Origin of the sequence: Metabacillus fastidiosus NBRC 101226, from assembly GCF_001591625.1 — a bacterium.
Lineage (GTDB): Bacteria > Bacillota > Bacilli > Bacillales > Bacillaceae > Metabacillus > Metabacillus fastidiosus.
This window is the reverse complement of record NZ_BCVG01000001.1, coordinates 65,046-84,624: the sequence shown is the minus strand read 5'-3', so window position 1 is coordinate 84,624 and position 19,579 is coordinate 65,046. Positions and strand designations below refer to the sequence as shown.

The window sequence follows — 19,579 nt, the reverse complement described above, 5'->3', positions numbered from 1 at the left end:
CCTTATTTAAAAAAAGTAATTGCAATTACAATAAAAACTAAAACTAGAATTGAGAGTCCACCATATAACCAAACAGCTGATTGCTTTGCTGCTCCTTGTAGAGTTGGTAAGTTCTCTTGAAGCATATCTTCAAAAACCATATTTAACTCTTCAGAACGTTGATATGGATCTGAGTGCGTAGGAATGGAGTAAGGAAATAGTAACGTTTCTTTTTCTATATCCTCTAATGTCTGAGAGTCAGCAAATGGTAAAACTAAATGCCAATTTTGTTGATCATATTCTTGATAAGATAAAAGGAAGTCCATCAGTTTATCCCGCTTCCACTCACTAGCATGAGAAGTCACAATTTTTATGTGAGCTCGAAAGAACTCTTCAAAATATTGAGTATTTTCTTTTTGACCTATATCTAAAATGATAAAGTCGTATTGGTGTACTAATTCTGAGAAGTTCAACTTCCCTATACTTTTGTAGTGATCAATCCCATCAATATTGAACATCTCTTTCTTACTGGTGTATCCTCTTCCACCCTCATACACATATTCAACCGAAAAAAAGTCATTAGAGTTATTCGCTTCTATAACTGCAACTCTCAATCCCCTATTATTCAGAAAGTTTGCTAATAATAGACTCAAATGGGTAGATCCCGTATTCTTTTCAACTCCAACAATTCCAACAAAAACTGCACCAATAATCTTATCTTGAATAACAACCTTTTCTTTCTCTTTAGTTGGAAGGTATTCTTGTAAAAAATCTTCTTCATCTATGTGATTTAACAAAGAAGCTTCTCTGAATTCTCCTACTTTTGGAGATAATATAGGTTTTCTATTTGGTTCTTCTCTTAACTGATCCCCATTTTCATACTTTTTAGTAATATTGATTTGAACTTCATTAGGTTGACTTTGTAAACTACCTCGTCGCCATGGAATTTCCTTATTTACTACTCTTAGAAATTTAATTTCTGAAAACGTTAGAGGATTTTCAGCCGTTTCTAATAATTCATCTAAACTTATCTTTTTACTTGATGTTAAGAAAATATTGTAAATCCCAATACTAACTAACTCAGCTAAAAAGGGATGACCAGCTTTTTCGTTAGCTAGGATAATGAATTTTATCTTAGGAAATCTATCACGAATTGTTACTATACAATCTGCTAAAAATTCTAATCTTTTATCACTTAACTTAGATGCTACATCCGTAGACATTAAAATTATGTCAGGTAAATTTCCGTTCTCATCATTCATCAGGAATTGAAGCAAATCTTCTATACTCACACAAACATCTAAAACTTGATTACCTTTTTCATTAATATGTTTAGAAAATGCTTGTGCAAGATCAACATTGGTCATCCCGATAAGGACCTTCAATAAAATCAACTCCAGAATTGAAAATTGTCCAATTTTACGCACAAAAAAAAGCACGCACCCCTATTATTAATATAGGAGTGCGTGCTTCGCACATTGGATTATGTTAATTATTTACTTGTTATTTAATTCTTCATTAGAATAACATCAACAATTATAAAGTGTCAATATTTTCTTTTTCTTCTTCTTGTTCCCCTTCTTCTTGCTCAATTGCTTCTTGCTTAAGAGCTTCTTTATCAGGATTATAAAGCTCTATATTCATATGATCTGTGATTAATGCATTTCCTGTCGCTAGATCAACTAGAAATGCTGCATTATTTGATCCAGCTTCCCACATTTTCATTAGTTCATCAGGGAAATACGACCTTTTCTCTTCTTCTCTCCAATCAAAGTCAGAAGAATTATACTTAAAATACAAATGATGTCTCATATTTAGTTCAGGTATCGGAAAGAATGTTTCCGTACTTACAATAGTCGCTAACGTTATCTCCTCAGTTAAAGCTATTGTACTAGCTAAAAGTTTTTGAATAATTGCTTTAACTTCTTTCGGTGCTGCCATATCAGTTAACTGCTTTGGCACTTCAATAATCAATAACATTTGTTGAGGTTCCGCTAAGTTTGATGTTAAGGCCCAATATGACCAAATACCTTTCAAGAAAGATAAAAGAGTTTCCTCCACAGTACCGTTTTGGTATAAATATTGATAGCCTTCCCCCTGAAAGTATTTCCACTCTATTTTTCCCAAACTATCGAATTGATAGGATAACCATTCTCTCTTTTCTTCATCATCGATCTTTTCCAAGGCCCTTACATATCCCATTAGCGGTCCTTCGACATTTTCACGATATGAAGTTAGAGGTATTAAGGATAGTCTACTTTCCCCTTTTACTAGAGAAATTGTTTCCAGAAATAACTGTACAAAGTCCATCCTTTTTCTATCAAATTCTTCTTTGCCTCTTACATTTTCTGTTGGGACTTGTTCAAACTCCATTAAGTTATAATAATCTAAACTATCATAATCATCATTAACTGATGCTTCCTCTGATTTGATCCAAAATACTGTTTTCGGATCTTTTTTTGTTAATTCTTCTGCAATTTTCTTTAAATGCTGCTGTTTATTACTCTCATTATTGTCCCCTATTATCGCTAACCTAGATTCATATAAGTCAAACCAATTCCAAAGTATTTGGTGATCTCCACTTCCAGTGATTAATATCGGTTGTAATGATTGAGTCGTCATGCTATTCCTTCCCTCTCTTATATAAGATAAATGGTATTAACAGAAAAACCCGACTTCTTGAATATAAGATTCAAAAAGCCGGGTTCTTCCACGTACTTTATATAGCTATTAAATTTCTTTTCATTTTAATCGACTTTCCAATTTTATTCAATCATAACCTTCTTTTGTAATTCATTAACGTTTAGTCATTTCTTTTGTGAACTCTTCTTCGTAATGTTGATCAATATATTCTTCAACAAATAAATCTCTTTTATTTACATCTTCACTTTTACTAAACAAACCTGTTTTAATTAACCTTTCACTGGAAGGTTTTTCTGTCCAAAGCGTTAAAGCTTTTCTTCTCAGTTTAGCTTCAACTCTTCTTGCTGTTAAAGTCTCTATCAACCTTTGTTCCCTTCCTTCACCTTTGTCTCTATTATTTTCTTCAATAGCAGCTGCTTGCTTTAAAAACGAACTCATTTTTCCATCTAAGAACTCACCTAATTCGCTTTTTAGTTGAGTTATACCTTTGTTGATATGTTCTTCAACAGATTTTTCAATAGAATCACTAAATTTTTTCTGTATAGCTGCTAGATCTAGCACTTGTGCATTATCAGTAGTATCTTCTTCAATCGGAAACGGTCTTAGCTCAAAATAATTTGGCAATTCATCCATAATAATTTTTAAAGGAATTTGTTCCCTTCTTCGCATATCTATATACTTTAAAATCTGAGCATCTGTTTCATCATAGATTTTTTGATCACTATCTTTTTCTCTAGCAATGTAATGAATTTTATTCTTCTCTAAATCCTTGAACCAATTATCGACTGTTGTTAATCCTCTTTTATCTACTAATTTATGAAACTCTCCAATTTGCCAAAACTTTGAGTTCATTTCATAGCTCTTATCCTCTATCATCTTCATCTCCCCTATTATCTCAAAGTTCTATACTCCTACCTATTAATCTACCATATACAAAAAACGAAAATCCACTAATAATCAATAATCACTCATTAATTTATCATCAACAATCAATCAATAACAACTAAACCACTAACAACCTATCGTTACTCTATTAAAATAATCCATTAACAATCAATAATAGGTTAACAATATATTCACACTAATCCTTCAATAATAAATAATCGATCATTAATCTATCTACAATAATACATCATTATTGAATATATCTTCATTAAATTATTTATTACCAATCAAACTTCCTTCGATATATTATCATTAATTAATCCATTTACAAACCATGACCGATTTATTACAAGTAATATTATTCCTAATATAAAATGCTTTTCGATCAATATTCACAGGGTGTTATCAGCACATCAATAATATATCGATAATTGGCTACCTTAGTATTTCTTAACTTATTGATAATTAATTAATTGAGCTTCGATAATCAATAATGCATCAATAACAAAACATTATATATTATAGTATATAATGTTTTTTATAATTAAATATATATTTGATTATAATTCCTTTATTATATAACTTATTATCTATTTAAATATATATTTATATATATTTAACAATGAATTATATAAGTAAAAGGGAGAGGGGGAGGGGAGGGGAGGGGACTCATCAGAATTACGATTCCAGCTTAAATTTGAAGCAGAATGTACTATAATTTAGTTATTAACAATAGAAAAGCCAATGTAACTGAAGAAAATAGGGGAGATAAAAATGAGTAGAGCAACAGCTGGAGTAGATTGTTCTGAATGTTCATATGAATATTTTGTTAGCAAGTACAATGTGAAAAACATTGGATTACCTTGGCAAGCGGTTTGGGGTTCATATTGTCCACTTTGTAATCATCTCAATATTAATCATGTGGAAGAAAGAGAGTTTTTCCAAAACTCCTCCTTGAAAACCGAGTATGATAAGGCTTCAACGGAATTAGTAACTATCATTCAAAAAAATGACCTTGAGAAAATATCTAGTCTTATATACAAAATCAAAAACAAAAAGGTTCCTGAAGCTTATATTCAGCAATATGTGAATGATAATCCGGAGAAATTCGGTTTAGAGAACCTTCAAGGACCATTTCCTCAAGGGCCTGACTTCAAAGCTGTTTGGAATGGGGAAGAAGTAGAAATCGAAGTGGAAAGGGCTTATACAGACTATAAAAGCCATCAACATCATCATAATTGGAGTTTCCGGAAAGTAAGTATTCTAATCTGTTTAGATTCTAAACAACCTACTAAAAGATCAAGGGAAGGCTTACCGCAGAATATATGGTATATTGATCAACAGCACTTTTTAGAATGGTATGCAGAATATATAGAGAAACAAATTCATAGTGAGACGCTACTATCTCTTCATCATCTTACAGAAAATTGGTTTACCTCGCGTTTTAATGAGGAATTATTTGATTCAGAAGAGGATTGGTCAATGGAGTTGGAAACAAACACTATGATTAATGAGATTAGTTCAGAAATGGCCTTTCATTTTTTAGTACCTTATTTACCCCAGATTCATCATCCTGACTTTTCATTAAGCGATATTGAACCATTAAAATTACTGGAATTTTACGTCTTACATAAGGACGAATACATAAACAGAATATGCTAATGAGAGTTACTTATTCATACACCGTTTCAACGATTATAAGCTGAGTATTTCGCTTCCAAGTGGGCAATACACGAATAGCAGCCTTTCCTACATAAATTAATTAATCGTTCAAAGAAAGCTATATTATAAACAAAACATGATTATTAGAAGTAGGGAAGGGGCTTATTCCATGTAGAAATTGTTACCTGGAATGATCATTGCTGCAGAGTTAGTTATAGCACTTGGTAAATACGAATTTCAGAATAGATCAACTCATTATATCCACTTCTAAGCTCTGTATTTCTCTTCTAAGGGTTTATTTATAGACTGATAGTCTTTCTTCACCAGTATAAATCAAAGCTTAGAATGAGCTATATGGGGAGTGATATGACTTTGAAATAAAGTTCGATCTTTTATAATAAAGTTTGATCATAAAACCTGTATTAAAATGCAGGTTTTTTTCTTATTCCGCAATTAGGACAAGTTGTTAAGGTCGGGGGAGAAAGGGGAGATTTTCCTTCTTTTAAAGTCATCCATCGACAAGACGATTCATGCTATTATGTTTAAAGCAAATCTAAACAGTAGATGATCCTTATGGAAAATGAAGAACTATTAGAATCAAATGAACAATCCGACAGTCTACAATATGATCTCAATAAAGTATATCTCTATACAGAACTTCCTGATAAATCCTCGGGCCGTTGCGATAATTGCGATAAAGCTCATTTTGAAAACTCAGTTAAAAAAGGTGTTTTTCTAAGACAATGTAGAAATTGTGGTATGAAAAAGATTATTTAACTTCTTTTTTTCACTAACTCGCTTCTAACCTATCTAACGCCTTAAATTTGATGCTTTAAACAACTTGAATGTAACTGCATTACATTTGCTTTTAAAGTGTTTTAAATCAAAGAAAAAAGCACCATTTTTCAACTAATGGGTGCGTTAGTTGAACATGATCATAGAAATTGTGAAGAATTACACTTAAACTATCGGGTGCTTTAGTAAAATAAGGAGTATTAAAATAATCAAACTTTTTTATAACAATCTAATACTTAGTTAAAAAGAGAAAATCCATTTTGAACAATCTTTTTTCAAAATGGATTTTTTACATTTGTTATTAAACATGGATTGAAAGGCATTTTTTAATCAAACTTTATTTTAAAGCTACACTCGCTTTATCTTAGTAGGAAGACGATACGAATCTTATTCAACAATCGGGCGCTTTCCTGTAATGAGGGTACTACTAATGCTTATTAAGAAATGTGCTGTTGCTTTTGGTTAGAAGGAACAAATCCGAACAAATAAGAGGAAAAAAACTCCAATTGATATTATTATTTCACTCAATTTGTTATAATGAAGTGTTTTTAACATTAATTGAGGAGGAACATTATTTTTATGTCAATTGAAGTAGGTAGCAAGGTACAAGGTAAAGTAACAGGAATCACTAATTTTGGAGCATTCGTAGAATTACCTGGAGGCTCAACAGGTCTTGTGCATATTAGCGAGGTAGCAGATAGCTATGTAAAAGATGTTAATGACCATCTTAAAGTAGGCGACCAAATTGAAGTAAAAGTGATTAGTGAGAAAGACGGAAAAACTGCCTTGTCGATCAAAAAAGCTATAGATAGACCCGAAGGACAAACCTCTTCTTATTCGCAACGCCCACCACGCCAAAGAAGCGTTGATAGCCGTTCCAAAGACATTCGTTCAAAAGGCAATTTCAAATCAAAGGAAAGTTTTGAAGATAAAATGTCTCGTTTTTTAAAGAATAGTGAAGAGAATTTGTCTACCCTTAAACGTAACATTGGAGCAAAACAGGGCGGTAGAGGCGGAAGACGCGGATAACCTGCTGCGTCTTTAAATACTTCATCATATAGACTAAAGGCAAGCGATAATTTTACCACTCAAATCGGGAGCAAAAACAGAAGATCGTAATGTTATGTCTTTAATATTATCTTGATATCAAGTCTTCAAGAAAAGGGCACCATTGTGGAAGATTAAAGGTAGAAAACAATCAAACTTTTTTATAAAACCGAAACTTAAACCTGCTGGAAAAGAATCTATTTTGATCAAACATTTTTTTATAATAGATTCTTTTTATTTATCATATGATGCTGGTTTATATGGGATTTTTGATCAAACTTTATTCTAAAGCAACATTGAGAGGACTTTAATAAATCTTTACAAACAAGTTTGTGAAATATTGTACTTACACTAACGGGTGCTTTAGCTTAATAAGATTTAAACAACTTTATTATTGATTTTTGCGTACAAACATATTTAAATGAACAGAAATCAAACAACTTTAAAGAGCCTATTGGATGTTCATAAGACTTCCAATAGGCTCTTTTACATTCTAATAATTAAAGTAAGAAATTTAGATCATTGCCAATATCATTATTCTTACCTTCTTCATTTGCTTTATCATTTTCTTCATTTCCCTCTAATTTTTCATCAATAATAGGGGATTTAGAGGGGATCTCTTTCTCAATTTCTCTATTTTCTTGTTCTTCTAATCTTTGTTCTGTTTGCTTTATAGATTCAGAAGGGCCTTCTTGATCAAATTTAGTTTGCACAGTTTGAGAAGGTGTATTAGCTTTTACCATATCAGTTTCTGAAGCTTTTTCTACTTGGTGTATAGAAAGAGGTGGAGAAACGATTGAATTTCGAGTCTCAACTACATTGGAATTGTAAACAGAATTAGGCTGGAAATAACTAAATTTATTCCTTATTTCATCTTTAACATCCCTTAATCCATTTTCACTTATATCCTTTTCAATTAAATACCTGATTGATTCCACTATTGTCGATTGCTGATTAAACCAATCAATAATATGCTGAGCTTCATCGTTTCTTAGTTTTATAGGAACCATATCGCCAGCCTTTTTCGTTTTCTTAGGGCGTGCCATTTCAACACCTCCTTTTCCTTTCCTATCGTCATTTATTATCTAATAGGAGAAGGTGTAACCTTTAAGCTACACCTTGATTTTTATGCTTTTACTTCTTTTTTAGTTTGTTTGTTTAAGATAACTTGTAGTCCATTAACGTTCATCAACGGAGCAACTTCCTCTGGTAACCATAATAATTCTTTTGAAAGGTCATCTGCAACCTCTTTTAATAATGGATAGAGGATCTCTCTCATTAGAATACTTCCTCCACCATAAACCGCAATAACATCCACTTCATTATCAAAATAGGAAATAACATTACGGAAATGCTCGAAAATGAATTCGGCTTGAGTCAACATAGCATCATTAAAGCATGCAACTGCGTCCTCATGATATTGGTGAGTTGTATCTTTTAAGTATTCGCTATACTTTTGACGGCTCAGTTTAGTTAAAGTTGGATTATCCTTCAAGAATACACTCATTGCTTCTGTAATCGCGTGACCTACACCGTTATTACAACCTGACACATGACGTCTATCTAAATTAAATCCATCTGTTACTGGAGTATCACACGTGCCATCACCAATGTCTACATGTAAAATTCTCTTTCCTAATAAGTATTCACCTGTAATCTCTTTACCATAGTCCTCTTTAAACTGCTCGAACATTTTACCTTTATTATATTCACCATTCATATCATAAACGATAGAGAACAAGGCTGGAGTTCCTTCCGGCGCAACTTTCACCATGTCAAAATTAAGTTTCACAGTAGAATCAGTTCCATTAATATGAACTGTTACCGTATGAGGCTTTTCACTAAAGCGATCCTTGAAAATTTTAGCATTCTCCGGATTCCATTGTTCAATTGGTAAAGCTGTCAACATATCAACTGAAACATTTAATTCAGCAGGAATAATCTTAGTCTTATTGAAATGATTCATAACAGCTTTAGCAGCTAATACACCTATTGTATTAATGATAGGCAAATCATGTTTAAATTTTTTATCTAAAGATACATTCATTGATGATGGTCGATATTTGCTATTAATTGCTTGATGTCCAATATAATAACGTCGATTAAATCTCACACTTGGAGATAGAGTTGTGACATCGATATTATTTAGCAAGTTAGGAACTAGTGATTCAGCGGGAACATCTGCAATAAATCCACCCTCATTTGGTCTTGCCAGAACATTCGGTTGCCTTACTAGTTCATTATTTATGTATAAAGAATGTTCTGAGTTCCCATTGTCATTACTAACTAATAATTTTAACGTCGGATTTTTACCCATTAAATTGATTCCTCCTATGTTACGAATATATTTTTCTATATATTTTCAATTATATATATCTATATAGATTAGTCAATAAATAAATAATCATTTATATATTTATTTATATTATTAAAAATATAATTGAATATATAATTGACTATATTTGACCAATGCTATTTTGTTATTTAGTTCTGAAATAAGACAGTTTGGACAAGCAAGAAATATAAAAAAAACATACTTCTATCCAGCTCTTCTCTTCCTCACTTCTTCTGTATTTTCCTTTATAAAAACATGGTCACTATTCCCTTTTTCCACTTTATTAGAGGGGAGGAGGGAGGCTAATAATCTCAATTTCTATCAAAGAAATAAACATCTGTTATACAATAAAATAAATAATTGTTATATAACAAGGATGCATGTTTTCCAGTCTGAAAAAATGTACGCTTTTGATGTACGCTTTTGATGTACGCCGCGGCGTACATCAAAAGCGTACACTCAAAGCGTACAAAAAATTCTAGAGTTTTTGTTGTTATAACAAGGTTTTAATCCCTTTTTTCGCATGAGATTTTTTCCGATTTTGAAAGCGCGATTTTATTGTTGTCGTTTGCACTTCTAAACGTTACTATAAAAATATGAATTTACTGATTTTTCAAGTTAGGAGTATCTTGTTTATTTAACGAATAAAATAGAGCTGTTATACATATTAAGGAGGGATCTTATGGTAAATGTTTTAGGTTATCAATTATCACCTAAGATGATTAAAACTCTCGATTTCCTTTATACACATCGAGCTGTAACAATTGAACAAATAACTAGAGGATTAGGATATAAACAAACCTATAGTTCTTATAAAAATTTATATAACTTAGTAGTTAAACTAAAAGATGTAAAGCTGGTTGATTCAGATGACATAAAGCATTCCAGTAAACATATCTATTATTTAACAAAAGAAGGGCATGAACTAATGACTAGATACAAAAACATACCTTCTACGAAAATAGGAATGGGATTTAACAATGATTTAGGGTACTTTCCATATGATCTATACAAGTATCCACAAAAACAGACATCTCATTTTAGTCTGATTGTGGAGTTAAGTTTGCATGTTAGGGAATTCAATCGCTTGCCCCGCTTGAAGAAAATTACGAACATACGTTCACTCGTTCAAAAAAGGAGAATGACGAACATACGTTCAATTAAGCCTGAGAAAAATATTAAGAGAATTCCTTCAAAATACAAACCAAGTCAGAACATACATTCCAAAGCTCTCAAAAATAAAGATGTTCATCAAATTCTATTTAGAGACAATCTGTATGCTTCACAAGAATTTATCACTCAAGAGAAGAATAAATCTATCAAGCTCCGCTATCGACCAGATGCAGAACTATTAATTAACAACAAATTATATGCAATAGAAATTGATCGAACTACAGAAAGAGGAAGGGGACTTATAGATAAATTTATTGGATATAGACGATACTTTGATTATTTAAAACAAAACAGAAACCCGCTCCCTTTAGAAATTGTATTTATTACAGAAGACCGGGATAAAGATTATGGATTAAATATAAGATGGGAAACACTCACAAACATGTTTTTCAAAATCTTAGGGGAATATTCAACAAAAGTGAATCTGAGATTGATCACAATTAATGAAACCAAGAAGTTCTTATTAAGGGAAACGGGGAAAGGGCTCAAGCAGCTTAAAGGTGCTGTTGATTCTTTAGCAGCTAAGAACGATTTTATATTCGGGGATACTATTAGAAGGTTAATCGGTGAAGTGACAGGTGACTCATATATCGCTTCAAGAGATCAATACCACTTCTATTACTTTGGGAAAGTACAAGGTTACGAAACTATTAATTGGATAAATGCTTTACAATTCAAAAGAGATATTGATCATTACAATATTAAAGAACATGGTTCAGTAATAGACAATATTGTTCCAGTTTTCTTTTATGTAGATGACAAACCTCAATGGGTTGGTTCCGAGATCTTATCTAAAAATCGGAAGATGTTTGAAAGGTCAATCTTTTTTAACATTAGGACATTAAATTATTATCAAGATACTTTTCCAGCCCGAAAGTACAATAATTCACTGGATATGATGTAAAGAATTTCACTAACATTAGAAAGACCGAAAACACTGAATGAATGAATATATTTATTCATTTTGTAGAAACTTGAAAATTTATATGCTAAATTTAAACATATAAATTGGGAACTTACATAGCAAGAGGAAACAAGCCTTAAAATCTTTCTATCTCTTTTCAGTCAATATCATTCTTGTCTTTATGTAATTAAGAACCAATTTTAAACATTAACTTTATATACTTATCCAAGAAGCGGAAGGACCGATTCTGTAATCATACAGAATCGGTCTTTTTATTTTTGGTGAAAGGAGGAAGACATTAGTGCAAATAAGTAAGTTAAAAGATTTTTGGTTTAATTATGGAGATCAGATAGAGGAATGGATAAGAATGAAATTCCATACCTTCTTTGTCTCAGCCCTCACTTTTATGAATCTAGTTATAGGGGTATCCGCTCTCTTAACCTGGTTAAAAATCGGATTTGGTTTTCCATTTTCATTAATTCCTTTAGAAGAGGTATCATGGGTATCGTTTCATATTCTACTGAACATGCCATTAATCACATGGTTTTATTCAACAATTACCCAACCAGTAAAAAAAGGGTATAAGGTGGTTGTTGATTGGAGAGCAACAGAGAAGGGGAGAGTCCTTGCATTTATTTTAAATATTGGGCCTCTTATTTTAATACTATGGATCGCAGCAGCACGCTATATTAACGAACATTATGTTCCAACTTTAGAATCTATCTCATTATCTAAAGAAGGCTATCCAAATTTACTTGTCCATGATTTCCATTCATTTATTACACTCTTATATATAATCCCGCTTATATTAACCTTGATTCTATTTGCAATGGGTTATCGTCATTACAAAATAAATGAGAATGTCCTTAAGAAACAATTTTTCAAATGGGAGTTTCATCTTTTCTCTCGTTTCGCGCATAATCTTTTGTATAACAAGTTTGATGTAATAGTAGGATGGGAGAAGGTCACTAAGAAAGCCATTGTTTTAAAGGAAAGTGCACGATTTTTACATGAATTAGTAACTGGTGCTACTGGAACAGGTAAAACATCCACAACTATCCTGTTAAGAATTGCACAAGATTTATCAAAAATTGCTAAAGGAGTACCAGGTGGAGTAGTGTTACTTGAACCAAAAGGGGATGCAGTGGATGATGTTCTTAAATTAGCAAAAAAACTAGGGGTGCCGGATGAAAAGATTCTGGTGATCGATCCAACAAAAGAACAAAGTACAAAATTTAATCCTTTTACAGGTCCGTTTGAAGCAGCTGCAGAATCTTTTAGGGGAACTCTGAATTCTTTAACCGGTGACCAAGATGCCTTCTTCAAAGGTCAACAAGAAGAAACCGCTTCTCTTTATACGATGTTAGCCAAGCTTGCTTTTCCTGAAAGGGCCAATATCACAACTTTACAAAGAATGTATCAAGATCCCCGTTATCTTGCTAATGTAACGGAATCAGTTAGAAGCAACTTAGATTCAAGAAAATCAAATCCAGACAATACAGAATCCGACATCCGGGTATTAGAGAGATACGAGCGAGTTGTTCGTTACTTTGAAGATGAAGTTCTTGATTATAAAACGTTTCGTGAGAAAGAAGACATTAAGCCAGTTCTTTATCCAGACGGTCACCGTTATGCTGGACAACAGGTTGTTGAAAGTAAAAAGGATAAATATGTTTCAGGTGCAAAAAAATACTTAAATGATATCGCTATGAATACACTACTAGCCGACTTAATGGTTGCTAAAGATGGGGAAGCGGTTTTGGACCTAGACGCTTTTCTAAGAGATGGAGGAGTTTTATTAGTTAATACTGCACTTGGGGAACTTGAAGAATTGAGTTTACTATTTGGACAATTCTTTATACGACAATTTCAAAGTGCTGTATTCCGCAGACCAAAAGACGGAGAAGAGATTATAGTGAATGAGAAAACACAAGTTTATAAGCGGATTCCTATTTACTTCACTATTGATGAGTTCCCGCTTTATATTAACGAAGCCTTTCAACGTTTTTTAACACTTGGTCGTTCTTACAGAGTAGGAGTCTTAATTGCTATTCAATCTCTTGGACAATTAGATTCAGTTATTAAAGGTTATAGAGAAACGATCTTATCAAATGCTTCAACAAAAACCGTTTTTGGACGTGGAACAGTGGAAGACAATAAAGTTTTCTCTGAGACTTTCTTAGAAGAAGAAGTATTTGAAGAATCACTTAATGAAAGTTCTACACCTGTAACAGTGGAAAACCCATCTTGGGGTTTACGACATAACACACAAAAAATGCTGAAGCCGCGTTTTAGTCCAACCGACATTGCAGAATTACCATTCAAACATATGATCGTTCAAATGGTAAATGAAAATGAATCGTTAGATGATGCTGTACTGGCAACCGGTGCTTTTGTCTCCGAGGCAAAGTTTTTGAAAAAATATTTTAGAAGAGTGGAAGGAGAATTAGAACTCGCATCGGAGAATGAAGAAGAGCTTTTAGATATCGATAAAGCTATTGAAAATCCAAAATTTGCAATGGAACTTAAAAATAAAGAGGTAACGTCAGTAACAGAACCTACTAGCGAAAAGGCATCTATTACAGATCAGGTTGAATCATCAGAAGAATCAACAGATATGGAAGTAGACGCAGGTGAGCAAAATATTAACCAGCAATCTCATGAGGGAAAAGTTGAGGGAACAATACTAGATGTTTTAAAATCACCATTACCTAAAGCGGATGAACATTTAATGTGGGAAGATCTTGATATTTCTTCTGATGATAGTCAAGAAAAGCAAATCAAAATTAAGTTTGATGATATTCCTGTAGAAAATGTTAATCCCACTAAACAACCGATCTCTGCACCAAAAAGGAAAAAAGAGCAGCCAGAGGAGGAAACATTTGAACAACTGAATGTAGAATCATTTATTTTTGATACAGAGAGCTCAAATAGTTCAGACAAGATAGCTGATCCTAACGAAAAGGACAACCAACATAGTATTCCTGATTCAGACACTCTTGAATCCATAAATGAATTAATCAATCTTACAAATAACCAATCCGCTACAGCTGATAAGACAGAGCAGCCAGCTGTTTCACTACCAAATGGTGTTTTAGTTATCCAGGAGGAAGTTGAGGATGATTTATAAAAAAAGGTTGAGTTTCTATTCTCAATTCTTTATAGTAATATTTAAGAAATAATAAAGTTTACCCTAAATGCATAAAAAAACAACGGAAGCACCGTTAATCTCATTAAGTTGGGATTAATGGTGCTTTTTTTCGTTTAAAAAACTAAAAGGAGCTGTATATAATGCAAGATACACATGATTATGAAATGCAAAAAGCCACTGCCTGGGCTGATATTAGAAATGCTGCGAGAACTGGGGAAGTACTATATGCTCAAGCAATAGGGCTTGAATATATTCCGGTAGCTGGAAAAAAAGAAGAATGCTTAAAACTTAATTATAATGGCATATATGGTTTTCTTCCAATTACTTTCATTGATAATTATGAGTTTAAGGGTCTGCAAAACTTCATTGGGAAAGTGTTTGATTTTTGCGTTACTACGGTAGATCTTGATGGACAAATTTTTGCAGCTAATCGTATTAAAGCATTAGAGCAATTAGCAAAACGCTTTTGGAGAAGAGCAAAGTCTGGAGAAAAATATACTGCTTTTGTTCGCGGGGTAGACCGCTTTCATGTTTATTTACTAGTAGATGGTGTACCAACAAGGATGCATCGTGATGAATACTCTTACACATTCTATGAAGATTTAAGAGAAGAAGTCTTTATAGGAGAATCATTAGAAGTAGAGCTATTAGAAGTGAATAAACCACTAAGCAGTGTTGAATCTGATAGCGAGGAAGAAATTGAAACTGATGATAAAACAAGAGAAGGTTCTATCTCTGTTAGTCGCAAAGTATTAGAAACTGATCCTATGGCATACATTCATGAGTATCAAGAAAAAGCTACATATTTAGGAACAATTACAAAAGTTCATTTAGATCATGGATTATTTATCCGCTTAGAGCCAAGAGGAATCCAAGTTCGTACTGGTTTTCCACCTGGTACAGATCAATCCTTATTACAGGAAGGCCAAACGGTTAACTTTAAAATTCAAGAAATCAACATGCAGCAGCGTCGTGTCAAAGGGATTGTCATTACACCAAAACAAGCATTTCAAAAGAATAGACAAACACGGAGTATGAATCATGTCAGATAACTTGTTACAAATTGATCCTAATTTCAACGATCCGTCATCTTTTAAAAAGATGGCGGATCTGCCTATGGCAACATCAAATCCTTATGATCCGACAACAAGCCCTAATGATATTTTAGAATTGCTTCCTCCTGATGGATCAATGTTTGGCTTATATTCTGACCCTTATGCGACAATGGTCTATTATCAGCCGAAACAAGGGAATCATACAGGGAAGTATTGGTTAAATAATCGTTTGGAGGAACACTCTTTTACTGAAAATGAAATTGCTTTAATCGATTTCTTGTCCATCCATCGAGTGGCAACTAGAAATCAAATTCATCGGGTAGTATTCAAAGAGGATGATCGTACCGATAAAGTACGAGATTTTATACAAAAATGCCGTAAAAGAGGAATTATTACTGCATTTTCATGGATTACTCCATGTATTGATGGGAAAAAGAAACCTCTAATTTATGGATTAACAAGAGTAGGTTGTGAAGCAGCTCAATTATTACTTCATCGTGAACTACCAAAAGAATATATGTTTCAACCAGTAGAGTTTACAAGAACAAGAGGACCTCAAATGGCTGGCTTCTTTTATGATCTTGTAAATAATGAGCTTTATTCTGAGCTTAAACGTATTGATCGTGTCATTTCATGGGAAAGGAAACCATCTCTTCGTTTAAATGACGGTACTACACATCGACCAGGAGCCAGCGTTGAATTAATAAAAGATAGAGGAGAATTTCTTACATTCTGGATTGATACCATCCGTTTATCACATGATTGGTATGAATATACAATAAAAGTCTTTAAGAAAACTCAACTTGCTTTTGAAAAATTGCCGCTTAACTCTCAACCGAAACGTGTCATTGTAATAGTGGATAGTGACTCTCGGATTCCTTATATAGGAAAGTTAGCGGAAGAGTATATGCCTTCCGTACCAACTCGCTTTACCACCGATGAACGCTTATTAATGGGATTAAGCAGGGAAACTTTCTTGTTATTCGAAAGTCAGCAAAACCAGTTAAAAAGATCACCAATTAGCTTTTTAACTGATGAACATGAGGGTATGACTGCAACAGAATATTTTGAATCACAAAGTTTAAATATTGAGGATGAAGATGATTTTGAGGACTAATGTAATGAGTAAAGATCAAATTGAAGAGTTAGGTATGGAATTTTGGGGAATTTTATCCTTTGAGGCTAATCTAAAAGGGTTATTTTCCTTTCTGCAATTAGAGAAATTAAGTATTTCTATGAAAACCTTCATAAACTGGGTAGTCTTTCCTGAAAACATTCCTTCAGACATCCGGTCTACTATAAGAAAAAGCTTGTTAAATCGCCATACATATAACGAATATGAGCAGTTAAAGAATGTTAAAATGAGCGGAGAAGAAGAGAAATTACATGCATATGCTAATGAACTCATTCATTTTAAATATCACAATAAAGTTGCTTCCCCTCAACGTTTTCATCATCTTTACTTACTATCAGAAAATGCATTTACCAACATCTTAAATTTCTTTCAAGAATATGATTATGTCGATAAAGAAACTTGCTTTAAGTTATATCTTCATTACGTTTCTTTAAAGAGAGGGGAAGAAGCATAATATGCCCCAATCCGCTAAAATACCCATTGAAATGATCTTAGTAAATAGTGATGGTAAAGAGTTAGAAGATGTTGCACTAGATTCAATATTAGAAGTAGATGGTTTACGGTATGCTGCTCTCTTTGTAGCGGAAGAAATGACATTTGCCCAAATGGTTATTGATAAGGACGGTATTACACACATTCACGATATAAAAAATGATGATGAATTTAAAAAGGTACAATCTATTTATAACGCTCGAATTTAAGTTTAATTGATGAGATTAAATAGTCTATGCAATTACTAATAGAGTCTTGTGAAAAAGCGGCAGTACCATCAACAACCCCTGCTTTTACAAAGGTATGAGAAGAGAAAACATTCATTTATTCAATTAAGAAGCCTAATCCTTCTAAAATATAGTGATACTGACAAAGGTTATCTTGGGTCCATAATATTAATAGAGATACATTAGCTTTACAATTGGTCAATTGATGAAATGCCAAGAAAACAGGAAGAAACTCAATTAGTTATTATACTTTCTGATGGTCTATCAAACTTTGAAGTTGGGGAAGGACCAGAGACAATTCGGAACATGATTCAGAAAGCAGAGAAGCAGGGGATAGATGTATTATTATCTGTTCGTTGGTAATTTACATCAGCATGTCATGAAGTCAGTAAAACAAATGTATCCTAGTCGTGCAATCTTTGCTAATTAAAATATTACTAGAGAGCCGTAGAAACAAGTTAAAAGGATCATTCGCTTAAGATGTAAATAATATATATTGAATTATATTTTTAATTATATTTTGCAATTTATAATAAAAAAGAAGGTGCTGCTGAGCATCTTCTTTTTTATCTATCTCTATTAACATACCTTAAATTATTTAACCTTTACTTTAACAATCTTTGAGCCAGTTTTTTTACCCACTTTAATCATTGCCTCAGCAAATTTCTTTTTTATTGAGTGTTCTTCCTTCCTTTTATTAGCCATATTTTCTATCCTTTCTGTCCGCATTTTAAGTGTTATCAGTATGGACAAAAAAAGAATTTGTTATACAAATTTAGTTCTAAATGTAATCTATTGTTCTATATTTATAGAAAAGTGGAAAAATGACCATACGAAAGGGGTATATGATGATGGACAATCTTAACCCTATCTTTCAACAAATAAAAGAAAATCATCCTCAAGTGAAAGCTTCCAAATCTAAAAAGCCTATTTCTAATCCAGGTATAAACAAGGTAAGAGCGGTTCGATCCGATAAGCAGCATAACGCGAAATTTCCAGTAGAAGAAGTACTTCAACAACAATTAAGATCTTTATGCAAACAAGTAGCTCCCTTATACAAGCGTATTTATAATAAGCCATTAACTCAAACAAAATTTAATACATTGCTACTTCGTTACGTACTGAATAATGAACAGATCATTGACTGGGATATAGAATATAAGAATAGCAAGCAGTATATGCATACTAACTTGCTAGAAAGCGAGTATAGCCTAATAGGAGGTTCAAATGGACTGGCTATAGAAAAGGGGTATTCAGAGCGTAAAACCGTTTATATCATGATTCAAGCGGGTGTAAGGTGGTTTGAAAGAGGTGGATCATTTGAAGAACTCTTATAGTCGATATAATTTACTTTCCAAAGTACTAAAAGGAAGTGATGAAAAGAAATCCTGGCTCGATTACTTTTTCTCATCAAAATATTGTTACTTGGAGATTTCTCTCCCTTATTACGATTTTCTCCGCGGTAAAATATTTCTTCAAGATCTTAGAGATGTTTTTGATAAAGATGTTCCATTACTATTTGACATTAATAATCTATTTGATCTTCTTTATTTTGACTTTTTAAATCAGGTTAAAAAAGGGGTAAACTATAGCGCCATTGCTAGCTTTTTACTTAATCGAAAGTATATTTATTTATCTTCACCAGTAATAGAAACACAAGTAATGACCGAAATAAAGCCAAATCTATTCACCCTGGAATCAGTGGAAGAAGAGGAAGGAGATTCAGATAATAGTGAAAAATACGCCTACATAACTCTCCGGATTAAATCTTCCGTTATACTAAGAGGTGAAGTGTTTTTACATGATTTATCACCATATATGAAAGAAGAAGATTTTACTATAGAAGATTTATTTACCATCTTATATCTCGATTTCATCCAAAAAATCAAGGAGAACGGAAATAATTTAAAGGTCATGCGGTCTATATTATCAAGGGTTAGAGAGAAATAATAGATAATTATACCTATAAAATAAAAATGGATTCTTGACACTGATAGATATTCTATAAGATAATAGAGGAAATTAAATGCACGTGCATATGTAGATCTGGAAGCACCGGACGCATGGGGATACCCGTGTGTCCTTTTTTATTGCCT

17 protein-coding genes are annotated in these 19,579 nt (G+C 32.6%); 12 read left to right on the top strand and 5 right to left on the bottom strand.

The window, feature by feature from the left end; translation table 11 throughout:
• Positions 1 to 2: 2 nt before the first annotated feature.
• The 3 genes from BFA01S_RS00385 to BFA01S_RS00375 form a co-directional block, all read right to left on the bottom strand.
• Positions 3 to 1,406: a hypothetical protein gene (locus BFA01S_RS00385; RefSeq protein WP_156483487.1), complete on the bottom strand. Its 1,404-nt coding sequence runs from the start codon at positions 1,404 to 1,406 to the stop codon at positions 3 to 5.
• A 109-nt stretch (positions 1,407 to 1,515) separates the two neighbouring features.
• A complete protein-coding gene (locus tag BFA01S_RS00380; protein ID WP_066224400.1) occupies positions 1,516 to 2,601 on the bottom strand; it encodes a hypothetical protein in 1,086 nt (361 codons plus the stop codon).
• 174 nt (positions 2,602 to 2,775) lie between these two features.
• Positions 2,776 to 3,498, bottom strand: coding sequence for a hypothetical protein (locus BFA01S_RS00375; protein ID WP_066224397.1), 723 nt, complete (start codon positions 3,496 to 3,498; stop codon positions 2,776 to 2,778).
• 783 nt (positions 3,499 to 4,281) lie between these two features.
• Between BFA01S_RS00375 and BFA01S_RS00370 the strand changes: the two genes are divergently transcribed.
• The 3 genes from BFA01S_RS00370 to BFA01S_RS00360 all read left to right on the top strand — a co-directional run bounded on the left by BFA01S_RS00370 (position 4,282) and on the right by BFA01S_RS00360 (position 6,993).
• Positions 4,282 to 5,169, top strand: coding sequence for a hypothetical protein (locus tag BFA01S_RS00370; RefSeq protein ID WP_066224393.1), 888 nt, complete (start codon positions 4,282 to 4,284; stop codon positions 5,167 to 5,169).
• A gap of 573 nt (positions 5,170 to 5,742) precedes the next feature.
• Positions 5,743 to 5,946 (top strand): DUF8096 family protein, encoded by a 204-nt coding sequence (locus tag BFA01S_RS22690; RefSeq protein WP_066224392.1) that lies wholly within the window; start codon positions 5,743 to 5,745, stop codon positions 5,944 to 5,946.
• 597 nt (positions 5,947 to 6,543) lie between these two features.
• Positions 6,544 to 6,993: a S1 domain-containing RNA-binding protein gene (locus tag BFA01S_RS00360; RefSeq protein WP_066224391.1), complete on the top strand. Its 450-nt coding sequence runs from the start codon at positions 6,544 to 6,546 to the stop codon at positions 6,991 to 6,993.
• 518 nt (positions 6,994 to 7,511) lie between these two features.
• Here the strand turns inward: BFA01S_RS00360 and BFA01S_RS00355 are convergent.
• Both BFA01S_RS00355 and BFA01S_RS00350 read right to left on the bottom strand, forming a co-directional pair.
• Complete coding sequence (locus BFA01S_RS00355) at positions 7,512 to 8,057, bottom strand: hypothetical protein (protein ID WP_066224389.1); 546 nt, start codon at positions 8,055 to 8,057, stop codon at positions 7,512 to 7,514.
• A gap of 80 nt (positions 8,058 to 8,137) precedes the next feature.
• Positions 8,138 to 9,328: a ParM/StbA family protein gene (locus BFA01S_RS00350; protein WP_066224387.1), complete on the bottom strand. Its 1,191-nt coding sequence runs from the start codon at positions 9,326 to 9,328 to the stop codon at positions 8,138 to 8,140.
• Positions 9,329 to 10,028: 700 nt separating this feature from the next.
• Here BFA01S_RS00350 and BFA01S_RS00345 point away from each other — a divergent pair.
• The 9 genes from BFA01S_RS00345 to BFA01S_RS00310 all read left to right on the top strand — a co-directional run bounded on the left by BFA01S_RS00345 (position 10,029) and on the right by BFA01S_RS00310 (position 19,433).
• Positions 10,029 to 11,423, top strand: coding sequence for a replication-relaxation family protein (locus BFA01S_RS00345; RefSeq protein WP_066224383.1), 1,395 nt, complete (start codon positions 10,029 to 10,031; stop codon positions 11,421 to 11,423).
• A 301-nt stretch (positions 11,424 to 11,724) separates the two neighbouring features.
• Positions 11,725 to 14,553: a type IV secretory system conjugative DNA transfer family protein gene (locus BFA01S_RS00340; RefSeq protein ID WP_066224380.1), complete on the top strand. Its 2,829-nt coding sequence runs from the start codon at positions 11,725 to 11,727 to the stop codon at positions 14,551 to 14,553.
• Between the two features lie 161 nt (positions 14,554 to 14,714).
• Positions 14,715 to 15,626: a hypothetical protein gene (locus BFA01S_RS00335; protein WP_066224377.1), complete on the top strand. Its 912-nt coding sequence runs from the start codon at positions 14,715 to 14,717 to the stop codon at positions 15,624 to 15,626.
• On the top strand, positions 15,616 to 16,746 hold the full coding sequence (locus tag BFA01S_RS00330; protein WP_066224374.1) for a replication-relaxation family protein: 1,131 nt from the start codon (positions 15,616 to 15,618) through the stop codon (positions 16,744 to 16,746). Before BFA01S_RS00335 ends, BFA01S_RS00330 begins: the two co-directional genes overlap by 11 nt.
• Positions 16,747 to 16,750: 4 nt before the next feature.
• Entirely contained in the window at positions 16,751 to 17,218 is a 468-nt protein-coding gene (locus tag BFA01S_RS00325; RefSeq protein WP_156483486.1) for a hypothetical protein, read from the top strand.
• Between the two features lies 1 nt (position 17,219).
• Positions 17,220 to 17,465, top strand: a complete 246-nt coding sequence (locus tag BFA01S_RS00320; protein WP_066224369.1) for a hypothetical protein — start codon at positions 17,220 to 17,222, stop codon at positions 17,463 to 17,465.
• 228 nt (positions 17,466 to 17,693) lie between these two features.
• A complete protein-coding gene (locus BFA01S_RS22185; RefSeq protein WP_156483485.1) occupies positions 17,694 to 17,846 on the top strand; it encodes a hypothetical protein in 153 nt (50 codons plus the stop codon).
• Positions 17,847 to 18,334: 488 nt separating this feature from the next.
• Entirely contained in the window at positions 18,335 to 18,820 is a 486-nt protein-coding gene (locus tag BFA01S_RS00315; protein ID WP_066224364.1) for a hypothetical protein, read from the top strand.
• The gene (locus BFA01S_RS00310; protein ID WP_169800408.1) at positions 18,795 to 19,433 is read left to right on the top strand and encodes a hypothetical protein; all 639 of its coding nucleotides are present in this window, start codon (positions 18,795 to 18,797) and stop codon (positions 19,431 to 19,433) included. Before BFA01S_RS00315 ends, BFA01S_RS00310 begins: the two co-directional genes overlap by 26 nt.
• Positions 19,434 to 19,579 lie beyond the last annotated feature (146 nt).

Coding starts and splice junctions, on each gene's coding strand:
- BFA01S_RS00330 (WP_066224374.1), top strand. CDS start 15,616: ATGTCAGATAACTTGTTACAAATTGATCCTAATTTCAACGATCCGTCA.
- BFA01S_RS00355 (WP_066224389.1), bottom strand. CDS start 8,057: ATGGCACGCCCTAAGAAAACGAAAAAGGCTGGCGATATGGTTCCTATA.
- BFA01S_RS00325 (WP_156483486.1), top strand. CDS start 16,751: ATGAGTAAAGATCAAATTGAAGAGTTAGGTATGGAATTTTGGGGAATT.
- BFA01S_RS22690 (WP_066224392.1), top strand. CDS start 5,743: ATGGAAAATGAAGAACTATTAGAATCAAATGAACAATCCGACAGTCTA.
- BFA01S_RS00375 (WP_066224397.1), bottom strand. CDS start 3,498: ATGATAGAGGATAAGAGCTATGAAATGAACTCAAAGTTTTGGCAAATT.
- BFA01S_RS00320 (WP_066224369.1), top strand. CDS start 17,220: ATGCCCCAATCCGCTAAAATACCCATTGAAATGATCTTAGTAAATAGT.
- BFA01S_RS22185 (WP_156483485.1), top strand. CDS start 17,694: ATGCCAAGAAAACAGGAAGAAACTCAATTAGTTATTATACTTTCTGAT.
- BFA01S_RS00315 (WP_066224364.1), top strand. CDS start 18,335: ATGGACAATCTTAACCCTATCTTTCAACAAATAAAAGAAAATCATCCT.
- BFA01S_RS00360 (WP_066224391.1), top strand. CDS start 6,544: ATGTCAATTGAAGTAGGTAGCAAGGTACAAGGTAAAGTAACAGGAATC.
- BFA01S_RS00350 (WP_066224387.1), bottom strand. CDS start 9,328: ATGGGTAAAAATCCGACGTTAAAATTATTAGTTAGTAATGACAATGGG.
- BFA01S_RS00380 (WP_066224400.1), bottom strand. CDS start 2,601: ATGACGACTCAATCATTACAACCGATATTAATCACTGGAAGTGGAGAT.
- BFA01S_RS00335 (WP_066224377.1), top strand. CDS start 14,715: ATGCAAGATACACATGATTATGAAATGCAAAAAGCCACTGCCTGGGCT.
- BFA01S_RS00345 (WP_066224383.1), top strand. CDS start 10,029: ATGGTAAATGTTTTAGGTTATCAATTATCACCTAAGATGATTAAAACT.
- BFA01S_RS00370 (WP_066224393.1), top strand. CDS start 4,282: ATGAGTAGAGCAACAGCTGGAGTAGATTGTTCTGAATGTTCATATGAA.